At 63.1% G+C, this 22139-nt stretch carries 21 protein-coding genes; 8 read left to right on the top strand and 13 right to left on the bottom strand.

The annotated features are described in order from the left end of the window. Positions 1-476: 476 nt before the first annotated feature. Both AC0QUY_RS35040 and AC0QUY_RS35035 read right to left on the bottom strand, forming a co-directional pair. Complete coding sequence (locus AC0QUY_RS35040) at positions 477-1367, bottom strand: DUF6537 domain-containing protein (RefSeq protein ID WP_161851663.1); 891 nt, start codon at positions 1365-1367, stop codon at positions 477-479. A 17-nt stretch (positions 1368-1384) separates the two neighbouring features. Further along, positions 1385-2050: a Crp/Fnr family transcriptional regulator gene (locus AC0QUY_RS35035; protein WP_161851662.1), complete on the bottom strand. Its 666-nt coding sequence runs from the start codon at positions 2048-2050 to the stop codon at positions 1385-1387. A gap of 519 nt (positions 2051-2569) precedes the next feature. Here AC0QUY_RS35035 and AC0QUY_RS35030 point away from each other — a divergent pair. Next, positions 2570-3355, top strand: a complete 786-nt coding sequence (locus AC0QUY_RS35030; protein ID WP_475390569.1) for an enoyl-CoA hydratase/isomerase family protein — start codon at positions 2570-2572, stop codon at positions 3353-3355. A gap of 5 nt (positions 3356-3360) precedes the next feature. Here AC0QUY_RS35030 and AC0QUY_RS35025 read toward each other — a convergent pair whose 3' ends face one another. Both AC0QUY_RS35025 and AC0QUY_RS35020 read right to left on the bottom strand, forming a co-directional pair. After that, positions 3361-3795, bottom strand: coding sequence for a DUF6157 family protein (locus AC0QUY_RS35025; protein WP_475390561.1), 435 nt, complete (start codon positions 3793-3795; stop codon positions 3361-3363). Between the two features lie 27 nt (positions 3796-3822). Further along, positions 3823-4467: a glutathione S-transferase family protein gene (locus tag AC0QUY_RS35020; RefSeq protein ID WP_475390559.1), complete on the bottom strand. Its 645-nt coding sequence runs from the start codon at positions 4465-4467 to the stop codon at positions 3823-3825. An 86-nt stretch (positions 4468-4553) separates the two neighbouring features. Between AC0QUY_RS35020 and AC0QUY_RS35015 the strand changes: the two genes are divergently transcribed. The 4 genes from AC0QUY_RS35015 to AC0QUY_RS35000 all read left to right on the top strand — a co-directional run bounded on the left by AC0QUY_RS35015 (position 4554) and on the right by AC0QUY_RS35000 (position 7798). Further along, positions 4554-5582 (top strand): helix-turn-helix transcriptional regulator, encoded by a 1029-nt coding sequence (locus tag AC0QUY_RS35015; protein ID WP_161851659.1) that lies wholly within the window; start codon positions 4554-4556, stop codon positions 5580-5582. A gap of 103 nt (positions 5583-5685) precedes the next feature. Next, complete coding sequence (locus AC0QUY_RS35010; protein WP_475390557.1) at positions 5686-5934, top strand: hypothetical protein; 249 nt, start codon at positions 5686-5688, stop codon at positions 5932-5934. 231 nt (positions 5935-6165) lie between these two features. Further along, positions 6166-7287: a hypothetical protein gene (locus AC0QUY_RS35005; RefSeq protein WP_475390555.1), complete on the top strand. Its 1122-nt coding sequence runs from the start codon at positions 6166-6168 to the stop codon at positions 7285-7287. Beyond that, positions 7187-7798 carry a hypothetical protein gene (locus AC0QUY_RS35000; RefSeq protein ID WP_475390553.1) on the top strand — a complete coding sequence of 204 codons (612 nt, stop codon included), beginning with the start codon at positions 7187-7189 and terminating at the stop codon, positions 7796-7798. Before AC0QUY_RS35005 ends, AC0QUY_RS35000 begins: the two co-directional genes overlap by 101 nt. On the opposite strand, the gene AC0QUY_RS34995 is transcribed toward AC0QUY_RS35000, so the two are convergent. From AC0QUY_RS34995 to AC0QUY_RS34960, 8 genes are all read right to left on the bottom strand, one after another. Beyond that, positions 7795-8505, bottom strand: coding sequence for a nitroreductase (locus AC0QUY_RS34995; protein WP_475390551.1), 711 nt, complete (start codon positions 8503-8505; stop codon positions 7795-7797). The genes AC0QUY_RS35000 and AC0QUY_RS34995 overlap by 4 nt on opposite strands. 2 nt (positions 8506-8507) lie before the next feature. Beyond that, entirely contained in the window at positions 8508-9752 is a 1245-nt protein-coding gene (locus tag AC0QUY_RS34990) for an acyl-CoA dehydrogenase (RefSeq protein WP_475390548.1), read from the bottom strand. A gap of 121 nt (positions 9753-9873) precedes the next feature. Further along, entirely contained in the window at positions 9874-11121 is a 1248-nt protein-coding gene (locus AC0QUY_RS34985) for an acyl-CoA dehydrogenase (protein ID WP_475390546.1), read from the bottom strand. A gap of 115 nt (positions 11122-11236) precedes the next feature. Further along, entirely contained in the window at positions 11237-12364 is a 1128-nt protein-coding gene (locus tag AC0QUY_RS34980) for an acyl-CoA dehydrogenase family protein (protein WP_475390544.1), read from the bottom strand. 137 nt (positions 12365-12501) lie between these two features. Continuing rightward, positions 12502-14373 (bottom strand): AMP-binding protein, encoded by a 1872-nt coding sequence (locus AC0QUY_RS34975; protein ID WP_475390542.1) that lies wholly within the window; start codon positions 14371-14373, stop codon positions 12502-12504. Between the two features lie 41 nt (positions 14374-14414). Next, complete coding sequence (locus AC0QUY_RS34970; protein WP_475390540.1) at positions 14415-15221, bottom strand: enoyl-CoA hydratase/isomerase family protein; 807 nt, start codon at positions 15219-15221, stop codon at positions 14415-14417. Positions 15222-15414: 193 nt separating this feature from the next. Further along, a complete protein-coding gene (locus tag AC0QUY_RS34965; RefSeq protein ID WP_161851650.1) occupies positions 15415-16173 on the bottom strand; it encodes an SDR family NAD(P)-dependent oxidoreductase in 759 nt (252 codons plus the stop codon). 80 nt (positions 16174-16253) lie between these two features. Further along, a complete protein-coding gene (locus AC0QUY_RS34960; RefSeq protein WP_161851649.1) occupies positions 16254-16919 on the bottom strand; it encodes a TetR family transcriptional regulator in 666 nt (221 codons plus the stop codon). 149 nt (positions 16920-17068) lie between these two features. Between AC0QUY_RS34960 and AC0QUY_RS34955 the strand changes: the two genes are divergently transcribed. Beyond that, positions 17069-18241, top strand: a complete 1173-nt coding sequence (locus AC0QUY_RS34955; protein WP_161851648.1) for an acetyl-CoA C-acetyltransferase — start codon at positions 17069-17071, stop codon at positions 18239-18241. A 77-nt stretch (positions 18242-18318) separates the two neighbouring features. Further along, on the top strand, positions 18319-19863 hold the full coding sequence (locus AC0QUY_RS34950; protein WP_475390538.1) for an acyl-CoA synthetase: 1545 nt from the start codon (positions 18319-18321) through the stop codon (positions 19861-19863). A gap of 175 nt (positions 19864-20038) precedes the next feature. Here AC0QUY_RS34950 and AC0QUY_RS34945 read toward each other — a convergent pair whose 3' ends face one another. Further along, positions 20039-20545, bottom strand: a complete 507-nt coding sequence (locus AC0QUY_RS34945) for a hypothetical protein (protein WP_475390536.1) — start codon at positions 20543-20545, stop codon at positions 20039-20041. Positions 20546-20957: 412 nt separating this feature from the next. Here AC0QUY_RS34945 and AC0QUY_RS34940 point away from each other — a divergent pair, with 412 nt between their 5' ends. Next, positions 20958-22127, top strand: coding sequence for an alpha/beta fold hydrolase (locus tag AC0QUY_RS34940; protein WP_475390535.1), 1170 nt, complete (start codon positions 20958-20960; stop codon positions 22125-22127). Positions 22128-22139: the final 12 nt, after the last annotated feature.

The raw sequence follows: 22139 nt of genomic DNA, 5'->3' as shown, positions 1-22139 counted from the left end.
TCGTGCCAAACTGTGCGGCGGTGGGCGTGTCTACGGTCGATGCTTGCATCTGACTCTCCGATGGTTCGAGTGTGGAAACCCAAACCTACCGGAGAGGGCACGCTCACCGCCCCATGGAATCTACGATCTGCTTCTACCCAAATCGGATACGGCAAAATGATCGAAACAAGTTTAATGTTGCCCTTCATCGGTGCGAAGGGACGGCGTATCTATTCTTAAGAGCATTGTTGGCGAGGTCCGATAACGGCGAGAGAGCGATGTCCTTGAGGTCCGTTACCGAAAAGGTTGATAGTATTGTCTTCGGCGCTGTTGCAGTTATTTGCCTGTTGATCTGGGCGATTCTCGGCTTTCCTCTCGTCATTGAGATAGCAACGACGGCAGTGTCTGTGGTCGTCATTTATTTCTTCTCGCGATGGATGGAGTCTCGGCATTGACGAAAGACGCTGCATTCATCCCTGCAAGCATCCTTGCCCACCCTACATCTTTTCGGACGGCACCGCCGCATACGCGGCGGCAGTCGCCCGCGCTCGGATTTCGGCGATCTTGCGCTTGAGCTCGGACTGCCGCGGGTCGGGCAGCGCGGCGGCGCGCGCCTCGATCACCGCGCCGGCAAGGTCTGACAGCGCCAGCACGCCGTCGAAGGTCGGCTTGGCAAGCCCGTCGATGATCGCGTGCCAGTCCGCCATGCCCTGCCGGTAGACGTCGCCATATCCGACGATCATGGTTGCGGTGTGGATGATCGCCGGCGCCGCCTGCGGCTGCTTGGTCAGGGCGCGGTCGATCATGTGCAGCCAGCGCTCGACCCAGACCCGTTCCTTGGCATAGCGCACCGAAAACAGGCGCCACCGCCGCAGCCCCGCCTCCATCTTGAGGCGGCGAATGCCGAAGCGACTTTTCGTTGAGAAACGGATGGAGACGCGCTTGTCCTTCAAACCCAGCCATTCGAGCGCATCGAGGATGTACTCGGCGATCACGGCCGGCAGCGCGCCGATCAACTCTTCAACGGAGAATTTTCTGACGTCGACGGAGCCAGCCCATCCATCCGGCCGGCCGTGCAGTTCGGCGAGCTTGAGCTGCGCGATCCGGATCGGATCCTGATAACTCATGCGCACCGCCATCAGCCGCGCGATCTCGCCAAGCATCGCGTCATCGACGCCCTGCTTGCCGATGAACCGCCGCAGCCGGTCGACATAGAGATGGGCGTAGCTCGGACCCTGATAATCGATCAGAAGATGGATGCCCTCGCTCGCCACCGCCATCACCGGCTCCGGCAGCCCCTCTGGCAGGAACGGCGGCGTTTCGTCATCGTCGCCGATGACATCGGCGAACAGATAACGCAACGACGACAGGATACCGCGGTCTGTCACTCTCCCAGCTCCGGCCTCTACGCAGGCTTCGGCGCAGCGGCGGACGCTGTTTGCTGGTTCAACTGCTGCTGCAGCGTCTCGAGGTTCTGAAACAGCCTGGCGCTGGAAAGGCGAAGGAAGTAAAAGCCGAAAGCCGGATTCTGCACGTAGAGCTCCTCGACCTTGGTGTAGCTGACGCTGAGGACGAGCCCGGACTCAACGCATTCCAGGGTCTGGGTTCGCGTATTCGACGGCGACAGCATGCCGAGCTCACCGACGATAGCGCCAACCGGCAGCACGATGCCTGATTCGACCAGCTTGAACCGGCCGCTGACGATATAGAGCATGTCCTCAGCCTTCTCGTCCTTGTAGAACAGAATCTCGCCGGCCGCGCATTGGCGCTCGGTCATGAACGGCTTCAGCCATTCCATCGAGAGATCGCTGTTGACGGATTTCTTCACGTCGCGCACCAGCTGCAGCATCTGGTGCAGGCGATAGGAATTGACCAGCAGCATGATCAGCTGCACCACCATGACCAGGTAATTACGGGCCGGGATTGCGGTGATGATCAGGATGACGTTGGCGAGAATGCCGAAGACCCGCAACGGGATCATGGTCTTCATCGTCGTGGTGGCAACCACGAAAATCGTGGCGAACAGCGCGCCGGCCGTTCCCGCGTGTTGTGCCAGATGAGACGTATCCATTGGAGGCCAACCAATTGCTTAAGGGAGTGAATTTTTTCGCGATTCTGCTGCGCCGCCGCCATCGTAACGGCGCGGAGCCCTGTTGGTATACGAGGAAAAAGCGACGTTTTGTCGGGATTCTCACTATTCCCGGGTAAAATTCGCCTTCCTCAAGCCGCGGGCCGCGGCTAGCCGGCCCTCGCGCCGCGGGTGCAGCCGCCGTCATTGACGGCCTCCCTGCAGGCGGGCACCTTGCAACCTATTGGTCACGCTGCGACCTGACCGTTACCCGGCTTTCATTGCACGCATCAGGTCCTCCTCATCCGATGTCCAAGCGGCTCGTTCTCTCGGCACTGGCTCAGTTCACCGCCAAGACGGCCGCTGCTCGACGTGCTCGTGATCTTCCTGATGCCGGTATTTCTGGCTTCCATTGCCGAATGCTTCCTGGAACGCGACATTCCGCCGGCGACCGTCGGCAGCGTGCCGGCGGCGCTGTGGTGGGCGGTGGTGACAATGACGACCGAAACAATGGAGAGAACGATGTCCGACGGAGCTGAAGCGGCGAGCGGGCCTATCCTCGAAATCAACAGCGCTCGCGCCACCGTCCGCCTCAACCGGCCGCAACACCGCAACCGGCTGCAGAGCGAGGATCTCGGCGACCTCTTGAAACTGTTCGACCGGATCGAGGCCGATCCTGCGATCCGCGTGATGGTGCTGACCGGCACCGGCCTCGCCTTCAGCTCCGGCTACGATCTCAATTCGGTGGCTGATCGCGCGACCAGCGAGAGCGAACAGCCGAGCGCGGGATCCGCGTTCGAGGTCGTCGTCAACCGGCTGGAAGACCTCGGCGTGCCGACGATCTGCCGGCTCAATGGCGGCGTCTATGGCGGCTCGACCGATCTGGCGCTGGCCTGCGATTTCCGCATCGGCGTCGATACCGCCGAGATGTTCATGCCGGCGGCGCGGTTCGGACTGCATTATTACAAGAGCGGCATCGAACGCTACGTATCGCGGCTCGGCGTCGACAACGCAAAAATGCTGTTTCTCACCGCGCAGAAAATCACCGCACCGGAAATGCTGCGGATCGGCTACCTCACTGCCATGGTACCGGCGGAAAGGCTGGACGAGGAAGTGGACAAGCTCGCTACCATCCTGGCCGGCAACGCGCCGCTGGCGATGGCCGGCATGAAGCGCGCCATCAACGAATTCGCGCGCGGCAAGCTCGACGAGGAAGCCGCCAACTTGCGCCACCGCGAGAGCATGCGCGGCGAAGAGATCAGGGAAGGCGTCAAGGCGTTGGCGGAAAAGCGGCCGCCGAAGTTCTGAGAGGCTTAAGCCCGCTTGGTCCGCATCGCCCGGACCTGCTTGATCTCGGGATCGCGCGCCAGGGCCTGATAGCGCTGGCTGTCGACGGCATAGATCGCAACCCGCCCTTCGGCATCGGCATGCACGCCCCAGCCGAAGCGCTTGCCGAGCCCCGATGCCCTCAGGCACGCCTGCCCCCTGGAGAAGAATTCGTCGCGGGCGAGGCTTCTCTCCTTCTTCGTCGCCTTCGCGCCGAGCTGCCGGCCGGGAGCGGAGGTCGCGAACACCACGTCATCAGAGGTGTATTTGTAGGGCGCCTCCGCGATCATCTGGTACTGAAGGCCGGCCACAGTCGGATTCCCCGCACGCGCCGGCGGCGCTTCGCCGGTGCGCGCGGGACAATCTTCCGCGACCTGGATGAAGGTGTCGAAGCAGTTGGTCGTGTGCACTGACTTTGTCATCCAGGAACCCAAGTCTCTTGATGCCACTCACCCGCCGCAGGCTGCGGCATGCTGTGCCGCCATCTCATCGTCGGCCGCGCTGATCCGCTGGAACGCGGGCCGCGAGGTGATGCGCTCGGCATAGGCCTTGAATACGTCGTTTCCGGGCACCAGGCCAAACATCATCGTCCAACTGAACGCCACGCCCCAGAGGATGTCGGCGGCCGTCATGCGGTCCCCGAGCAGATAAGGTCCCTTCGAAAGCTGCGCCTCCAATACACCAAGCATGGAGTCGTAATCTGAATAGGGTGATTGCGTCACGGGCGCCGGTTCGCGCTTCATGAACCTGTCGATCACAGCCGGCTCGAAGGACGAACCATAATAGGCGATCCAGCGCAGATACGGGCCGCGCCGGGGATCATCGAGCGCAGGCGTCAGCCCTGCCTTCGGAAACAGGTCGGCGAGATAGGTGTAGATGGCGACCTGTTCGGTCACCAGCGCGTCGCCATGGCGAATCGCCGGCACCTTGCCCAGCGGATTAATGGCGAGATAGGCCGGCTGGCGCTGCTCGCCCGCCTTCATGTTCAGGACATGGAGATCGTAAGGCGCGCCCAGTTCCTCCAGCAGCACCCGCGTGCCCGTGGCGCGGCTCTGCGGCGAATAATACAGCGTGATGCGGTTCTCAGCGGTCATTGAAGTCTCCTTTGAAGCCGACGGGCAACGGGCCTTCTATGCCGGACCATACCTGACATCCTGTGTCAGGTATGGTTTAAGGGGGCATGCGCGCGAGCCGGCTGCTTTCGATCCTGACCACCCTGCAGGCGCGGGGACAGATCACCGCGCCCGAACTCGCTGAAGCTTGCGAGGTTTCGGTGCGCACCATCTATCGCGACATCGATGCGCTGGCCGCCGCCGGCGTTCCGGTTTATGCCGAGCGCGGCGCGGAAGGCGGCTATCGCCTGCTCGACGGCTATCGCGTGCGGCTGAACGGATTGTCGCAAGCGGAGGCCGAGGCGCTGTTCATGACGGGACTGCCGGGCCCCGCGGCCGCGCTCGGTCTCGATGCTGCGATGATGGCGGCGCAGACCAAGCTGATGGCGGCGCTGCCCGAAAATCTGCGTCCGAACGCCGGGCGGATGCAGGAGCGCTTCCATCTCGATACCCCCGGCTGGTTCGGCGAAGCCGAGCAGCCAAAACATCTGCGCGCCATTGCCGCTGCGCTGCTGCGCGAGAGCCTGATCGAAATCCGCTACCAGAGCTGGCGGGCGGAGAAGCGCCGCCGCGTCGCGCCGCTCGGTCTCGTGCTCAAGGGCGGAAGCTGGTATCTCGCAGGCCAGGTCGACGGCAGCGTGCGCACCTATCGCGTAGCGCGCGTGCTCGATTGCAATGTGCTGGACGAAGGTTTCGTCCGGCCCGCCGATTTCGATCTCGCCGCCTATTGGCAGGCAGCGACGCTGCGGCTCGAAGCCGAGATGCATCCGAACGCCGCCACCGTGCGCCTGTCACCGTTCGGCGTCAAGCTGCTCAACGCCTTGAGCCAGCCTTACGTGCGGACGCGCACCCGTATCGAGGAGACGGCCGATGCAGACGGCTGGCGCATCGCCATCGTGCCGATCGGGAAAACGGTGTGGCATGCCGCCGCTGAACTGCTGCGTCTCGGCGCGGAGGCCGAGGTGCTGGCGCCGGCGGAGCTGCGCGACAAGATGGCCGAGCAGACGCAGGCCATGGCCGCGCGCTACCGGCCAGCGCCGGTCGAATATCCGGATAGAGAAAATTTACGAAGATCCCGTCCCGCGAAACATTCCTGAAACACGATTCTTCGCTTCGCGCATGAACGCAAGCCGTTGCCGGCCCGACTGATGGGCAGGGACGCAACAACGGCCTCGTGCCAAAGAATTGGAGAAATTGAGTATGTTTCGCAAGATTACCCTCGGACTGATTGCCGCCGCCTCCCTCACCTTTGCCGCTGCCACGCCCGCCTCCGCCGGCGGCTTCTATCACGGCCATCACTGGGGTCATGGTTATGGTTGGGGTCCCGCCATTGGCGTCGGCTTCGGCGGCGTCTATGTCGACACCGGTCTGAACGGCTGCCTGCGGCAGCGCTGGGTGGAAACCCGCCGTGGCATGCGCCTGCGCACCGTGAACGTCTGCGCCTACTGATCGAACAGCGTCAGTCAAGAAAGATCCCGGCCGCGGTACGCGACCGGGGTTTTTCCGCGCGCCTGATGCGTTGACCCCTGGCCGCTGCGGCCATATTGTAGCGCCTGCGGTGCAAGCCGCTCCCGGGCCCGCGGGAAGGGTTGAACCCACTTGCAGCTTTCGAGCGACATCTAGAGCCTTTGTGCAGCCGGTATTGCGGGCCGTCGGCGATGTCATGCACGGAGGTGTCTGATGGACCGGTCTTTCGATCGACTGAATCTCGATCATCTGAAGAAGCAAGCCAAGCAACTGATCCGCCTCTATCGAAGCCGCGATCCGGCTGCGATGGCGCGGCTGCGCAGCGCACTGCCAGTGGCGGCCGGCCGCAGCGACAACGATATTGCTTCCCTCGAACTTCGCCTGCACGACGCGCAATCATGCATTGCGCGCGAACACGGCTTTGTGTCCTGGCCCGACCTGAAGCAATACGTCGAAGTGCAGATGGCGGCGCGTGACACGCGCGACGCCCGCGTCTTGCACTGGGCGCAGCTCGTCTATTCCGGAGACGTCAGCGGCACGGTCAGCCGCGCCAATCCGCGCGTTGCGCTGCGTATCCTGGCTGACGATCCCGAACTCGTCGCTGATGATCCCTGGCTCGCCTGCGCGATCGGCGACGAAGGTGCGCTGCGGCGGGCGACAGAGTCCGATCCGGCATGGGTCAAGCTTTCAGGTGGGCCGCTGCGATTGCCGCCGCTGTTCGCGGTCGCGCATTCGAGCCTGTTGCGCGTGGAAGAATTTCGCCAGCGCCTGCACGCCAGCGCGCGATTGCTGATCGCTGATGGCGCCGATGTCAATCAGCACATCCACAGCCGCTGGCCACCGGGTTCGCTGGCCGAGCCAGACCAGAGCTGCCCGCTCTCGACACTCTACGGCGCGGCCGGAAGCAACCATGATCCGGTGCTGACCAAATTGCTGCTCGATGCCGGCGCCAATCCCAATGACGGCGAGTCGTTTTATCACTCACTGGAGAATTTGGCCTGCACGCGCCTGCTGCTGCAGCACGGCGCGCGCATTGCCGAGAGCAATGCGATCTACCGGTCGATCGATCTCGAGGACGAGGCCGCGCTAAAGCTGCTGCTGCAGCATGGCGGCGATTCCGAACGAGCCGGCGCGGAATGCGCCGCTGACCGATTGGGGCTCGCCGCTGTCATGGGCGATCTACCGGCGGCGGCCGCGTCACGTGAGGGCGCTGCTCGAAGCGGGCGCCGACCCGTTGCGGCCGACCGCTGCCGGCATCAGTCCCTACCGGCTGGCGCTGCAGTTCGGGCTCTCCGATGCCGCGGCGCTGCTGCGCGGACCAGCCGGCGAGCCTGATATCTCCGACGACGAACGCTTCGTCGCCGCATGTGCGCGCGGCGACGAAGCCGAGGCACGCGCGATTCAAGCCCGGCGGCCCGATTTGCCGGCCTCACTGTCACCGGCACAATTGCGATTGCTGCCCGACATGGCCGCGGCCGGTGCCGATGACGTCGTTAAGCTGATGATCCGACTGGGTTGGCCGATCGCCGTGCGCGGCGGCGACTGGGATGCCTCCGCGCTCAATCAGGCGGTATTCCGCGGCGACGCCGGCCTGACGCGTTTTCTGCTCGAAAACGGGGCTGAATGGACCGAGCGGCATGGCTACGGCGACAACGCCCGCGGCTCGCTGTCATGGGCATCCCTCAACGAGCCGGTCGAGGGCGGCGACTGGGTCGGCTGCGCACGCGCCCTGCGCGACCACGGCATGCCCGGTGCAATTGCGCTTCCCGGCGATTCCGAACACGAGATGGTCGCGCGCGTACGAAGGCAGTTCTCCGACGACGTCGCTGAGGAATTGCTGGGTTAGTCGACGAACGTCACAGTGTCCGCCACACTCGCCCGCGAGGTGCGGTAGCTGTTGACCTTGTGCGAATGGTCGGCGAAGCCGAAGGAGATGCCGCAGACCACCTTGCGATCGTCGGCCAGCTTGAAGTGACGCCGGATCAGCCCGGAGTGCCGCGCCAACGCCGCCTGCGGTATAGTGCCGAGGCCGAGCGCCTGCGCGGCCAGCATGAAATTAGAGACATAGGCGCCGCAATCGACCGCGCCGTAGATGCCGAGCGGTTCGTCGGTATGGATGATGGCGACATGCGGCGCGCCGAAGAAATTGTAGTTCTCCAGCGCCTGCTTGGCATAGCCCATCTTGTCGCCGCGCGGGATGCCCAGCGTGTTGTAGAGCTGAAAACCGCTCTCGCGGCGGCGCTCGAGATAGACGCCGAGATATTCGCGCGGCGGCGTGAAATCATGGTCGTCCTTGGCGCCGGATGCAGCTTCGGCATAGATCGCCTTGCGAAACGCCTCCTTGGCCTCGCCGCTCGCGATCAGCACCTGCCAGGGCTGGCTGTTGCACCAGGAGGCCGTGCGCTGCGCCACGTTAAGAATGTGTTCGATAGTCTCGCGCGGCACCTCCTGCGGCAGGAACGCGCGCACGGAGTAACGCTCGTTCAGCAGCTCTTCCAGCACGCCGATGCGATCTGCACTCGCATAGCGTGCCTTCGGTGTCTTTGCGTCCATGATCATCGCCCCTTGGTCGGGATCTTGTTGAACGGTACATCCTTGTCGACCCTGATATCGCCGGGCAGGCCGAGCACGCGCTCGGCGATGATGTTGCGCAAAATCTCGTCGGTACCGCCGGCGATGCGCATCGACGGTGAAGACAACAGCATCTGCTGGAACTGGCCGTGAACCATTTCCTCATCCGTGCCGGTCAGCGCACCGGCCGCGCCCTGCAGCTCCATCGCGTACGCCGCGATGTCCTGCAGCATCGAACCGGAGACCAGCTTGCCGATGGAGTTTTCCGGGCCGGGGCGCTCGCCCTTCGACAACGAGGAGATCGCGCGGTAGCTGGTGTATTTCAGCCCGCTCGACTTCACCGCCCAACTCGCGAGCTTGGAGCGCACCGCGGGATCGTCGATCGCGAGCCCATCCTCCAGCATCAGGTTCGAGCAGAATTCGAACATCTCGGGGACGCCGGTCGCGAGCCGCGAGCCGATCGACATGCGCTCGTTCATCAGCGTGGTCAGCGACACGTTCCAGCCGTCACCGACGGCGCCGAGGCGCTGGCTGTCCGGAATCACCACATCGGTGAAATAGACCTCGTTGAACTCCTGCATGCCGTTGGCCTGCTTGATCGGCCGCACCTCGACGCCCTTGCTCTTCATGTCGAGGAAGAACATCGTTAGGCCCTTGTGCTTGGGCACATTGGGATCGGTGCGCGTGATCAGAAGGCCGTAGTCGGAATAATGCGCGCCCGAGGTCCAGATCTTCTGGCCGTTGACGATCCAGTTGTCGCCTTTCTTCTCCGCGCGCGTGCGCAAGCCTGCAACGTCGGAGCCGCCGGCGGGCTCGGAGAAGAGCTGGCACCAGATATGTTCGCCGGAGGCGAGCTTCGGCAGATAGTGGCGCTTGTGCTCCTCGCTGCCGAACGCCATTACGGTCGGGCCGCACATGCCCTCGCCGATCTGGAACGGCTGCGTCAGCTTGCCGTAGACGCCCTCTTCCTGCTGCCAGATCACCTTCTCGATCGGGGTGGCGCCGCGGCCGCCATATTCCTTCGGCCAGTGCAGGCAGGCCCAGCCGCCTTCGGCCTTCTTCTTCTGCCAGGCCTTGCCGACGTCGACGATTTCTTCCTTCTCCAGCCGGATGCGGCCGAGCGAGGATTTTGAAAGCTCCGCCTCATATTGCTTGGGCGCGTTGGCCTCGATCCATTTGCGGGCGAGGCTACGGAATTCGGCTTCCTGCGGCGTATCGTCGAAGTTCATTAGCGGCTTCCTTTTTTGCTTGTCATTCCGGGGCGTGCGCGGAACGCGCATGAACCCGGAATCTCGATCGATAACTTCTGGATTCCGGGTTCGCGCTGACGCGCGCCCCGGAATGACGAAACTACGTCCTTCCCTTGGTCGGGATCTGGTTGAACGGCACATCCTTGTCGACCCTGATGTCACCGGGCAAACCAAGCACGCGCTCGGCGATGATGTTGCGCATGATCTCGTCGGTGCCGCCCTCGACGCGGGTGCCCGGCGCGCGCAGCAGCATCGCCTGGAATTTGCCGGCGACTTCGGCGTCATCAGGTCCGCTCAGCACGCCGGCGGCGCCCTGCAGGTCCAGCGCATACATCGCGACCTCCTGCACCATCGATCCCGCGACCAACTTGCCGATGGAATTTTCCGGCCCCGGACGCTCGCCTTTCGACAGCGCAGAGATCGCGCGCATGCTGGTGTATCGGAGCCCGCTCGCCTTCACCGCATAGTTCGCCAACCTTGAACGGACGTTGCGATCCTCGATCGCGGGGCCATCCTCCAGCATCAGGTTGTTGCAGAAGTCGAACAATTCCGGGAAGCCGGTCGCAACGCCCGCGCCGATCGACATGCGTTCGTTCATCAGCGTCGTCAGCGACACATTCCAGCCGTCATTGACGGCGCCCAGTCGCTGCGAATCCGGAATCTTGACGTCGGTAAAGTAGACCTCGTTGAAGTCGGACTGACCGCTGGCCTGCTTGATCGGCCGCACCTCGACGCCCGGGCTCTTCATGTCCAGGAAGAACATGGTGAGGCCCTTGTGCTTAGGCACGGTCGGATCGGTGCGGGTGAGCAGGATGCCGTAATCGGAATAGTGCGCGCCCGAGGTCCAGATCTTCTGGCCGTTGATGATCCAGTCGTCGCCCTTCTTCTCGGCTCGGGTGCGCAGCCCCGCGACGTCGGAGCCGCCGGCGGGTTCGGAGAACAGTTGACACCAGACCTTTTCGCCTGACGCCAGCGGCGGCAGGTATTTCCGCTTCTGCTCCTCACCGGCGAACGCCATCATGGTCGGCCCGCACATGCCGTGACCGATGATGAACATGCCGCTCAATTTGCCGAACGGGCCCTCCTCCTGCTGCCAGATCACGCGCTCGATCGGCGAGGCGCCGCGGCCGCCATATTCCTTGGGCCAGTGCGGGCAGGCCCAACCGGCGTCGGCCTTCTTCTTCTGCCAGGCCTTTGCGACCTCGAGAATATTGGCGCCCTTGAGCACGGTGCGGCCGAGCGAGGACTTTCGAAGTTCTTCCTCATATTGCTTCGGCGCGTTGGCTGATATCCACGCCTTGGCCTCGGCTCGGAATGCGGCTTCCTGCGGGGTGTCGTCGAAGTTCATGGCGCTTCTCTTTCTGTCATTCCGGGGCACGCGAAGCGTGAACCCGGAATCTCGATCCAAACCTCTGGATTCCGGGTTCGATGCTTCGCATCGCCCCGGAATGACGTTCACAAACTCACGCCGCGTTCTTCTTGCGCATGCGGTCGATCAACTGGTCTTCCCAGTACGACAGGCTGCCGAGCGTCAGCGCTGTCGCGTTGGCGCGGCGGTAGTACATGTGACAGTCGAACTCCCAGGTGAAACCCATGCCGCCGTGAACCTGGATGTTGTTCTTGGAGCAGTGCTGGAACGCCTGCGTCGCGCTGATGCGCGCGGCAGCGGCTGCTTCCGGCAATTCCGACGCGTTTGTCGAGAGCGCCCAGGCGCCGTAATAGCAATTCGAGCGCGCCAGCGTCGCCGAGACATACATGTCGGCGAGGATATGTTTTACGGCCTGGAACGAGCCGATCGGCCGGCCGAAGGCGATGCGGTCAAGCGCATAGTCGCGGCCCATTTCGAGCGCGCGGTCGGAACCGCCGACCTGCTCGAACGCCATCAGCACCGCGGCACGGTCGAGCACCTGGGTCAAAATGCTCCAGCCTTCGCCGGCAGCTCCAAGCGGATCGGCCTTGGCATTCTTGAAGGTGAGTTCGGCCTGCCCCCGGGTCGGATCGACATTGGTCAGTGCCTTGGCTTCGACGCCGCCGGCCTTCAGGTCGACCAGGAACAGCGAGATATCGGCGTCACGCCCGGTCGAACCGGTGCGCGCGGCGACGACGGCAAAATCAGCAATCGCGCCATCCGGCACCGGCTTCTTCACGCCGTTCAGCGTGCCCCCGGAGGCCTGCAGCTTGATCGCCTTCGGCGACGGATTGCCCTTGCCCTCGAACAGCGCCAGCGTGCCGATCGCGTCACCCGACGCAATCCTCGGCAGCCATTTTTGCTTCTGCGCATCCGAGCCTGCGAGCAGCAGCGCCTCGGCGGCGAGGTACACCGTGGAGGAGAACGGCACCGGCGCATTGGCGCGGCCCATTTCTTCCGCGATCACGCAGAGCTCGAGATGGCCGGCGCCCGCGCCGCCGAACTCTTCCGGGATCGCGACGCCGAGGAAGCCCATCTCGGCGAGGCCCTTCCACAGCGCCTTGTCATAGGTCGCCTTGCCGTCCAGCACCTCGCGCACGGCTTTCGGCGGGCACTGTTCGGTGAGGAATTTCCTCGCCGCGTCGCGCATCTGTTTTTGGTCGTCGGAGAAATCGAAGTTCATGGCGGCTTACCTTCTTGGCTTGCTGTTATTGTTTGCCGTCATTCCGGGGCGATGCGAAGCATCGAACCCGGAATCTCGAGATTCCGGGTCTGGTCCTTCGGACCATCCCGGAATGACGGAGGGAGAGAGCGTCGTCTTCATTGCAGCACAATCACGTCGTCTCCCGGCTTCTCGGCGTAAAGCTTCTCCACCAGCGCGGCGCGGCGCTCGAGGCCGGCGCGCTGGTTGATGTAGCCCTTGTCGGTGAGTTCATTGCCGTCGATCGAGGGCGGCTCGGCCATCAGCATGGCGCGCGCGATCCGCATGCTGCTGCCGGTGGCGGAGGCGTTATGCGCTTCCAGCCCGCGCTTCAGGCAGGCGATCACCTCGGGATGCCTGATGACATCTTCAAACGTCGCATCGGGATTGCCTATTATCTGCCGGCAGGCGTGCAGATTGGGCCAGGCCAGCAAGCCGATGAAGGCGCGGTCCTGACCGGCGACCAGCGCGTCGTGCACGACCGGCGTCGCAGCGGCGATCGCATCGGTGCGGAGCGAGCCGACGTGCACAAACGTGCCGGTCGTCAGCTTGAAATCCTCGACGACGCGACCGGCGAAGATAATGCCCTGCAGCGGATCATTGTCATCGACGAACACGCCGGCATCGCCGATGCAATAATAGCCTTCCTCGTCGAACATCTTCTTCGTCAGATCGGGCTGGCCGAAATAACCCGGCGTGACATTGATGCCGCGCAGGCGCAGTTCGTATTTGGAGCCACACGGCACCAGCTTCAGTTCGACGCCGGGGAACGGCAGGCCGATCAGGCCGACGCGCTCGGTGTCCCAATAGGTGCCGGTCGAGGTCGGCGCGGTCTCGGTCGAGCCCCAGCCCGTATAGAACACGATGCGCTCGCCGGTGGTCTTCACCGCCAGCGCCTGCATGCGGTCGTAGAGATCATCAGGCAGCCGCGCGCCGCCATAGGCCATGATGGAGAGGTTTTTGAAGAAGCTGCGGCACAGCGCGTCGTCCTTTTCCATCGCCGCCGCCAAAGCCGCGTAGCCGGCCGGCACGTTGGCGTAATAGGTCGGCGACACCTCGCGCAGATTCCTGATGGTCTCCTCCAACTGGCCGGGCATCGGCCGGCCGTCATCGATATAGAGCGTGCCGCCATCGACCAGGATCGGATGGAACGCGGCATTGCCGCCCATGGTGTGGTTCCACGGCATCCAGTCGAGTACGGTCGCGACAGGCCCATTCGGATCGCGCGGGCGCACCTGCATCATCATCGCCGCATTGGCGCACATCATCTCCTGGGTGTTGATGACGGCCTTCGGCATGCCCGTCGAGCCGGAGGTGAACAGCAGCTTGCCGACGGTTTTTGGCGTGATCTTCGCAATCGATCCCTCGACCGCGTCCGTTACCGGTGTTGCCGCAAGATCGGCAAAGGACACGCTCTTGATGCCTTCGCAGGGCCGCAAGACGTGCACGACGGTGACCCCGGTGAGATCGAGCGCCTTCAAGGCCTTCTCGAAGGTCGGGCCGTCCTGCACCATCACGACCGCGGGCTTGATCAGATTGAAGAGATATTTGAGCTTGAGATGATCCTGGCTCATCAGCGAATAGGCCGGCGACACCGGCGCCGCGGGAGCGCGCGCCTGCATCGCGGCCTGCGTCATCAGCGCGTGCTCGATGGAGTTGCCGGAGAGGATCGCGACGGGGCGGCCTTCGCCGAGGCCGAGATTGAGTAGCCCTTGCGTCAATCCGTCGACGATGCGCTTGGCTTCGCCGTAGGAGACCTTTCGCCATTGCCGGTCGGCGCCGCCGCGCTGCGCCAGCCAGATGCGCTCGGGAGCCTGTCTCGCCCACTTCGCGAGCGACGCCGGAATGTGTGTCTCATAAGGCTGCAGCGGAATGCGCGACTTCAGGATGATGACGCCGTCAGCGCGACGCTCGACCGCGATGTCGCGCGGCAGCCACTCGACCTTGCGGAAGGCCGGCTTTGTCAGCGCCTTCGCTGCACTTCCACCCATTTTGCGTCTCCCGGAATTCCTGTCCTTTGCGGATCTTGTCGTCATCGCCTGATATAGACAGGCTTTCGTTTCTCAAGGAAGGCCCTGATGCCTTCGTTGAAATCTTCGGAACGGCTGCACAACACCTGATTGCGGTCTTCCATCGCGATCACGGCTTCGATCGAGCCGGCATCGACGCTCATGTTGAGGCATTCCTTCGACAACCGCAGGCCCACCGGCGAAGCCGTCATCATCGCATCGACGTAAGGTTCGGCCGCGGCATCAAGCCCGCCTTCCTCGACGACTTCCGAGACGAGGCCAACTGCAAGCGCGCGCTCGGCGCCAATGAAGCGGCCGGTCAGGATCAGTTCCGAAGCGACCGACACACCGACCAGGCGCGGCAGGAAATAGGAAGTGCCGATATCGCAGCCGCCGAGGCCGAGCTTGATGAAGGCGCAGTTCATCCGCGCCGATTTTGTCGCGATGCGGATATCGGCGGCGAGCGCCAGCGCAAAGCCGCCGCCGGCTGCCGCGCCCTGGATCAGCGCGATGATCGGCTGCGGGCAGCGCCGCATCAGCATCACGATGTCGGCAATGCGGCGCTGCGAGTCCAATGACTCGGTCACTCCGGGCGGCTCCTGTTGGCCAGCGCGGCGCTTCATGGCGTGTTTCAGATCAAGCCCGGCGCAGAACGACGCGCCGGCGCCTTTCAGCACCACGACACGGGTCGAGCGATTGCGTTGCAGGCCTTCGAAATAGGTATTGAGCGCATCGATCAGCGAGGGATCGAGCGCGTTGAGACTATCAGGGCGATTGAGCGTGACCCAATCGACCCCGTCATGATGTGCGATCAGCAGCGGTTGAGTCACGAGGCGCTCCCTGCATCCGCGGACTGCGGCGCTCATTGCTGCGCCCTCTCCCCTTGTGGGAGAGGGCTACACCGGCATTTGCCGTGCATTCAATGCGGTGAGGGGTTGCCAGCCGGAGAGAACCCCTCATCCGGCGCGGACTACGTCCGCGCCACCTCTCCCACAAGGGAAGAAGGAAGAAGCGCAAGGCGCCTTACCGCGGCGCCATGCGGATGGCGCCGTCGAGGCGGATGGTCTCGCCGTTGAGCATCGGGTTCTCGACGATGTGAACCGCGAGGTTGCCGTACTCGGAGGCATCGCCGAGGCGGGCCGGATGCGGCACCTGCGCGCCGAGGCTCTTGCGGGCCTCTTCGTTCAGGCCCATCAGGAGCGGCGTCAGGAACAGGCCGGGCGCGATGGTGTTGACGCGGATCTTGAGGCTGGCGAGATCACGCGCGGCCGGCAGCGTAAGACCGACAACGCCGCCCTTCGATGCCGAATAGGCGATCTGGCCGATCTGCCCTTCATAAGCGGCGACGGAGGCGGTGTTGATGGCAACGCCGCGCTCCTCGCCGATCGGCGGCGCGGTCGCGAGTCGCTCGGCGAATAGCCGCAGCACGTTGAAGGTGCCGATCAGATTGACGTTGATGATGCGCACGAATTTGGCCAGCGGATAGACGCCATCCTTGCCGACGACGCGCTGCGAGCCGCCGATGCCGGCGCAGTTCATCAGCACGCGCGCGATGCCGTGCGCGGCCTCGGCCTTGGCAATCGCCGCCTTGATCGCCTCTTCGTCGGTGACGTCGGCATGGAGGGCGACGCCCTTCACCTCGGCGGCCACCTTCTCGGCGTTTTCCTTGTTCTGGTCGATCACGCCGATTTTCGCGCCCTTGGCGGCCATCGCGCGGGCGGTCGCGGCACCCAGGCCCGAGCCACCGCCGGTGATGAGAACGGCTACGTCTTGCAACTGCATTTTTGAGGACCTTTCCTTGGTTGTTTCTTCTCTGGTTTTTGCGAATAGCGAATAGGGAGTAGCGAATGGTCATCCATTCGCTATTCGCTACTCGCCATTCGCCCATTCAGCATCCCGCCGAAGATCAGCGCTTCCATATGCTTGATGTAGTCGCGGCAGACTTCGTCGGTGACGGGCCCCACCCCGGTCGCGCGCGACATCGCGTGGCGGCCGAAGAACAGGTGATCGCAGGCGCCGATCAGGCTGGTGTAGAACAGCACCGGATCGATATCGCGGAACTCGCCGGCCTTGACGCCCTCGGCGAGCAGGCGGCGGTGGAAGTTCAGCAGGGGCGCGACAAAGAATTGCGAGACTTCGTCCGCGGCTTCCGCGCTGCTCTCGTGCAGGAGATAGTGGATCAGCCGGTTCATATAGGGGAACTGGTGATAGGCGCGGATGATGCCGCCGATATGCAGACGCAGCTTCGCCGTCGGCGTGATCGGCTGGCCGATGAGGTATTCGAGCTGAGACATCTCGGTCGCGGCATCGCGCGCCAATAGCGCCAGTAACAGCCCGTCCTTGTTGCCAAAGTGGTATTTCACCAGCGCGGCGTTGACGCCGGACTTCTGCGCAATGTCGGATAGCGAGACCTCGATCGAGGCGCGCTCGATCATCAGTTCGCTCGCCGCGACGAGCAGCTTCTCGGCGGTGGTATTTTTGCCGTTCGCAAGCCTGGTCGGTACGCTGGTATTCAACGGCGATCTCATCACGGCCGAGGGCGGGAAATCTGCCCGCACATAAGCGCATGCCGCGGCTGCACTCAAGAGTTAATTGATTGATTGACTAAATTCCGCAGGGCCCCTTAAATCCGGCCCATCTTTGAAAAATCCACCAACAACGACCAGGGAGAACAGGAATGGCCGAGGCCTATATCGTCGCCGCTGCGCGCACCGCGGGCGGCCGCAAGGGAGGACGTCTCGCGGGCTGGCATCCGGCCGATCTCGCCGCTTCCGTGTTGAATTCGCTGGTCGATCGCTCGGGCGTCGATCCCGCCCAGATCGAGGACGTGATCATGGGCTGCGTGATGCAGGCCGGCGAACAGTCCAACAACATCGCCCGCAACGCGGTGATGGCCTCGAAGTTGCCTGAGAGCGTGCCCGCCACCTCGGTCGACCGGCAGTGCGGCTCCTCGCAGCAGGCGCTGCACTTTGCGGCGCAGGCGGTGATGGCAGGCAGCATGGACATCGTGATCGCGGCGGGCGTGGAATCAATGACGCGCGTGCCGATGGGCCTCGCCTCATCGCTGCCCGCCAAGAACGGTTTTGGCCATTACAAGAGCCCGGGTATCGAAGCGAAATATCCGAACATCGTGTTCAGCCAGTTCACCGGCGCTGAAATGATGGCGGAGAAGTACGGGCTCTCCAAGGACCAGCTCGACGAATATTCCTACAACAGCCATCAGCGCGCGATTGCCGCGACACAAGGCGGCAAATTCAAGGATGAGATCGTTCCGGTGCAAATCACCCGGGCCGACAATACGACCGACACCCACCATATCGACGAAGGCATCCGCTTCGACGCCAGCCTCGACGGCATCAAGGGCGTCAAGCTGATCGCCGAGAACGGCAAGCACACCGCCGCCAGCGCCAGCCAGATCTGCGACGGGGCCTCCGGCGTCATGGTGGTCAACGAAAAGGGACTGAAATCTCTCGGCGTCAAGCCGCTGGCGCGTATCCATCACATGACCATGATGGGTGGCGACCCCGTGATCATGCTGGATGCGCCCTTACACGCCACCAAGCGGGCGCTGGAGAAGGCCGGCATGTCGATCAACGATATCGACCTGTTCGAGGTCAACGAAGCCTTCGCCGCCGTGCCGGTGGCTTGGCTGAAGACGACGGGCGCCGATCCTTCAAGGCTTAACGTCAATGGCGGCGCCATTGCGCTCGGCCATCCGCTCGGTGGCTCCGGCACCAAGCTGATGACCACGCTGGTCAACGCCCTGAAGCAGAACAACAAGCGCTACGGCCTGCAGACCATGTGCGAAGGCGGCGGCATGGCCAACGTCACCATCGTCGAACGGCTCTAACAACAAGAAAAGCGTTTGGCGACTGGCGAGCAGGGAGTGTGCTTCCTGCTCGCCATTTTCTTATTGAGGAAACACCCATGACACATCCGTCCGTCTACGCGCGCACCCAGCCGAACAAGATCGCCTATCAGATGGCGGCGACCGGCAAGGCGATCACCTATCGCGAGCTGGATGAGCTCTCGAACCAGGGCGCACATCTGTTCCGCAAGCTCGGCTTGAAAGCGGGCGACCACATCGCCTTCCTGATGGAAAACCGCCTCGCCTTCATGGAAATCTGCTGGGCTGCGCAGCGCTCGGGTCTCTATTACACCGCGATCAGCCGCTACCTCACCGAGGAAGAGATCGCCTACATCGTGAGGGATTGCGGCGCGAAAGTCTTCATCACCACGCCGCAGTGCGCCGACAAGGTCAAGGGCCTGATCAAGGGCGAGCCCGGCGAGCCGCTGTTCTTCATGGTGGACGAGCCCGCCCCCGGCTTCCGCTCCTTCGACAAGGAAGCGATCGCGATGCCGGTGACGCCGATCGCGGACGAGGTCGCGGGCTACGACATGCTGTATTCCTCCGGCACCACCGGGCGGCCCAAGGGCATCAAGAAGGAGTTCGAGGGCAAGGCGATCGACGTGCCGAACCCGCTATTAAGAATTCTCTGCGCCGACATGTGCGGCATGAACTCCGACAGCATCTATCTGTCGCCGGCGCCGCTCTATCACGCCGCTCCGCTGCGCTTCAACATGATGGCGATCACGCTCGGCGGCACCTCCGTCATCATGGAGCACTTTGACGCCGAGGAATTTCTGAAGCTGGTCGGGAAATACAAGGTCACGCAATCGCAGCTGGTGCCGACCATGTTCGTGCGCATGCTGAAGCTGCCGGACGAGGTGCGCGCGGCCTACGACGTCTCGACGCTGAACGGCGCGATCCATGCCGCGGCGCCCTGCCCGGTCGACGTGAAAGCGAAGATGATCGAGTGGTGGGGACCGATCCTGATCGAGTATTATGCCGGTTCCGAGGGCAACGGCGTCACGGTCTCGACGTCGCAGCAATGGCTGACCCATCGCGGCACCGTTGGCCGCGCCGTGGTCGGCAAGGTAAAGATCCTCGACGAGAATGACGAGGAGCGACCGGTGGGCGAAATCGGCACCGTCTACTTCGCTGACGCGCCAGCCTTCGCCTATCACAACGATCCCGAAAAGACGAGGAAGGCCTATAACGACAAGGGCTGGTCGACGCTCGGCGACGTCGGCTATCTCGATGACGAGGGCTTTCTCTATCTCACCGACCGCAAGAGCTACATGATCATCTCCGGCGGGGTGAACATCTATCCGCAGGAGACCGAGGACGTGCTGATCACCCATCCTGCCGTCTCCGACGTCGCCGTGTTCGGCGTGCCGAACGAGGAGATGGGCGAAGAGGTCAAGGCCGTGGTGCAGCCGCACGACATGACAAAAGCTGGCAAGGAACTCGAGGCCGAACTGATCCTGTTCTGCCGCAAGCACCTGTCGCCGATCAAATGCCCGAAAAGCATTGACTTCGAGGCCGAACTGCCGCGCACGCCCACCGGCAAGCTGGTGAAGCGGCATCTGCGCGACCGCTATTGGCCGAAGCCGGCCGCGAAGGCGTGAGAGCCAGTTATCTTCTCTTCCCAGAGAACCAACGCGGCCAAGCAAAAGCCCGGCCCTCCAGTAAGGAGGGCCGGGCGAACGCAAATACACACTCTGAGCAAATACACACTCTTAGAATGGCTGCGAGTATGCAGCGCCAGTCGAAGACATGCGAGTCCGGACGAATACGGGCTGGCTACGCAGTGCCAGCCGGCGCGCAGGCCACGGATGGCAATGCGCGCATCTGCAATTGCCCCCGCTGTCCAGTGGTCGCCGTGGTCCATTGAGCATCGATCTGCTGCAAGTCTTTCGATAGCTTTCCGCGATGGCTGCCATCCGTCGTGAATGCCGTATTGCCTTCAGGCGCCAGCTCGAAAATCTCCACCTGCAGATCCGACAGGCGAACAAGCATCCGGACCTTTATCTTCGTCACCTGGCGACCGACCTCGTACGTACCGCATCCAAGCGCTTCGGCATTCTGGCTGTCGAGGGCCCGCACCGAGTCGAAGGTGATAACGACGTTCTGCACCGTCCTATCACCATCCCAGCGGAATTCGCCAAAAAACCCACGCGGCATATTTTGGGTCAGATCTTCCATCTCCGCCGCGTGGGCGACGGAAGCAAGGAGCAGACTTGCGGCCGCGATCGCCGCACCGATGCGCAAGAACAAGCCGTGAAAATTTGCGATCCCCAGCCAACGCATGTGGCATTCATCCTCTAGGAAATGTTGTCGCCGTTAGACGATCCTGACGAGGCCAAGGTTCAAGCCTCTCAGTTGAATGAGCAGCCTTGAGTTCGCCCGGGGTCGCCGTGAACGTCAGTTTCCGCCTTCTCAACGTCATGACGCCCGCCGCGTACCCAAGGACGCCACCAATGACAGGTGCCACCATAGCTGCCAGAGATATTGATAGATGAGAGCATTTCCGAGCAGGAAGCATGCCGCCCCAGGGCCCATACGCAGGATTGCGCAGGGCATATCGTCAATCGATTTCACATTCCGACCGAAGCTACTTGTTTGTGGCTGATGATATGCGTTGCGCGGCTACCGAAGATTATCGAAAACCCGTAGAATTCCGTGTAATGAGTTGAACAAGGTTTTTCCGGGTAAACGTGTCATGCGCGCTGACCTCCCCGATATCCCGCTCCACTCCTCCATCCGCTCGCGCTATGTCGACGGCATCAACGGCTTGCGCATGCATGTGCTGGAAGCCGGCTTCGAAACGCGCGGCCGGCCCTGCGTGCTGCTGCTGCACGGCTTCCCCGAACTCGCCTTCTCCTGGCGCAAGGTGATGCCGATTCTCGCGGAGGCCGGCTATCACGTGCTCGCGCCGGACCAGCGCGGCTATGGCCGCACCACCGGATGGGACCCTGACTACGACGGCGATCTCGCCTCCTTCCGCCTCCCCAATCTGGTGCGCGATGTGCTCGGGCTGGTGTCGGCGTTCGGCTACAGAAGCGTCGACGCCGTGATCGGGCATGATTTCGGCTCGTCGGTCGCGGCCTGGTGCGCGCTGATCCGGCCCGACGTATTCCGCTCGGTTGTCATGATGAGCGCGCCGTTCGGCGGCCCGCCGGCGCTGCCGTTCAACACGGTGAACGAACCTGCTGGGCGCATCGACGATCCCATTCACCGCGATCTGGCCGCACTGCCGCGGCCGCGCAAGCACTATCAATGGTACTATTCGACGCGCGAGGCGAATGACGACATGCACCGCGCACCGCAGGGCGTGCATGATTTTCTGCGCGCCTACTACCATCACAAGAGCGCGGACTGGAAGGACAACAAACCCTACCCGCTCAAATCATGGTCCGCGGGCGAAATCGCAAAGCTGCCGACCTATTACGTGATGGACCTCGCCAAGGACATGGCCGCGACCGTTGCGGAAGAAATGCCCTCGCCGGCGGAAATCGCAGGGAATAAATGGCTGCCCGACAGCGAGCTTGCCTTCTACAGCGCCGAGTATGAACGCACCGGATTTCAGGGCGGCCTGCAATGGTATCGCTGCGGCACCTCGGGCGCGTTCACACCGGAATTGCAGTTATGGTCGGGCCGCACCATCGACGTGCGCTCCGCCTTCATCTCGGGCAAGCAGGACTGGGGCACCTACCAGCGTCCCGGCGTCTACCAGGCAATGCAATCGAAGGCCTGCACAAACATGATCGGCTGTCATCTCGTCGACGGTGCGGGCCACTGGGTGCAGCAGGAGCAGGCCAACAAAGTGAGCTGGCTGCTGGTGCAATTCCTGCGAGGGACGAAGGCGAGCCAGGGCACGCCCAACAATTGACCGCGGCAGACG

Source organism: Bradyrhizobium sp. WYCCWR15520 (assembly GCF_056174665.1).
Note: the sequence above shows the minus strand (reverse complement) of the source record. Positions and strands in the feature narration are given on the sequence as shown.

Coding starts and splice junctions, on each gene's coding strand:
- AC0QUY_RS34990 (WP_475390548.1), bottom strand. CDS start 9,752: ATGAACTTCGACGATACGCCGCAGGAAGCCGAATTCCGTAGCCTCGCC.
- AC0QUY_RS35025 (WP_475390561.1), bottom strand. CDS start 3,795: ATGACAAAGTCAGTGCACACGACCAACTGCTTCGACACCTTCATCCAG.
- AC0QUY_RS34965 (WP_161851650.1), bottom strand. CDS start 16,173: ATGCAGTTGCAAGACGTAGCCGTTCTCATCACCGGCGGTGGCTCGGGC.
- AC0QUY_RS35030 (WP_475390569.1), top strand. CDS start 2,570: ATGTCCGACGGAGCTGAAGCGGCGAGCGGGCCTATCCTCGAAATCAAC.
- AC0QUY_RS34940 (WP_475390535.1), top strand. CDS start 20,958: ATGCGCGCTGACCTCCCCGATATCCCGCTCCACTCCTCCATCCGCTCG.
- AC0QUY_RS34945 (WP_475390536.1), bottom strand. CDS start 20,545: ATGCGTTGGCTGGGGATCGCAAATTTTCACGGCTTGTTCTTGCGCATC.
- AC0QUY_RS34955 (WP_161851648.1), top strand. CDS start 17,069: ATGGCCGAGGCCTATATCGTCGCCGCTGCGCGCACCGCGGGCGGCCGC.
- AC0QUY_RS35035 (WP_161851662.1), bottom strand. CDS start 2,050: ATGGATACGTCTCATCTGGCACAACACGCGGGAACGGCCGGCGCGCTG.
- AC0QUY_RS34995 (WP_475390551.1), bottom strand. CDS start 8,505: ATGGACGCAAAGACACCGAAGGCACGCTATGCGAGTGCAGATCGCATC.
- AC0QUY_RS34960 (WP_161851649.1), bottom strand. CDS start 16,919: ATGAGATCGCCGTTGAATACCAGCGTACCGACCAGGCTTGCGAACGGC.
- AC0QUY_RS34985 (WP_475390546.1), bottom strand. CDS start 11,121: ATGAACTTCGACGACACCCCGCAGGAAGCCGCATTCCGAGCCGAGGCC.
- AC0QUY_RS34980 (WP_475390544.1), bottom strand. CDS start 12,364: ATGAACTTCGATTTCTCCGACGACCAAAAACAGATGCGCGACGCGGCG.
- AC0QUY_RS35015 (WP_161851659.1), top strand. CDS start 4,554: ATGCGCGCGAGCCGGCTGCTTTCGATCCTGACCACCCTGCAGGCGCGG.
- AC0QUY_RS35010 (WP_475390557.1), top strand. CDS start 5,686: ATGTTTCGCAAGATTACCCTCGGACTGATTGCCGCCGCCTCCCTCACC.
- AC0QUY_RS35020 (WP_475390559.1), bottom strand. CDS start 4,467: ATGACCGCTGAGAACCGCATCACGCTGTATTATTCGCCGCAGAGCCGC.
- AC0QUY_RS34950 (WP_475390538.1), top strand. CDS start 18,319: ATGACACATCCGTCCGTCTACGCGCGCACCCAGCCGAACAAGATCGCC.
- AC0QUY_RS35005 (WP_475390555.1), top strand. CDS start 6,166: ATGGACCGGTCTTTCGATCGACTGAATCTCGATCATCTGAAGAAGCAA.
- AC0QUY_RS34975 (WP_475390542.1), bottom strand. CDS start 14,373: ATGGGTGGAAGTGCAGCGAAGGCGCTGACAAAGCCGGCCTTCCGCAAG.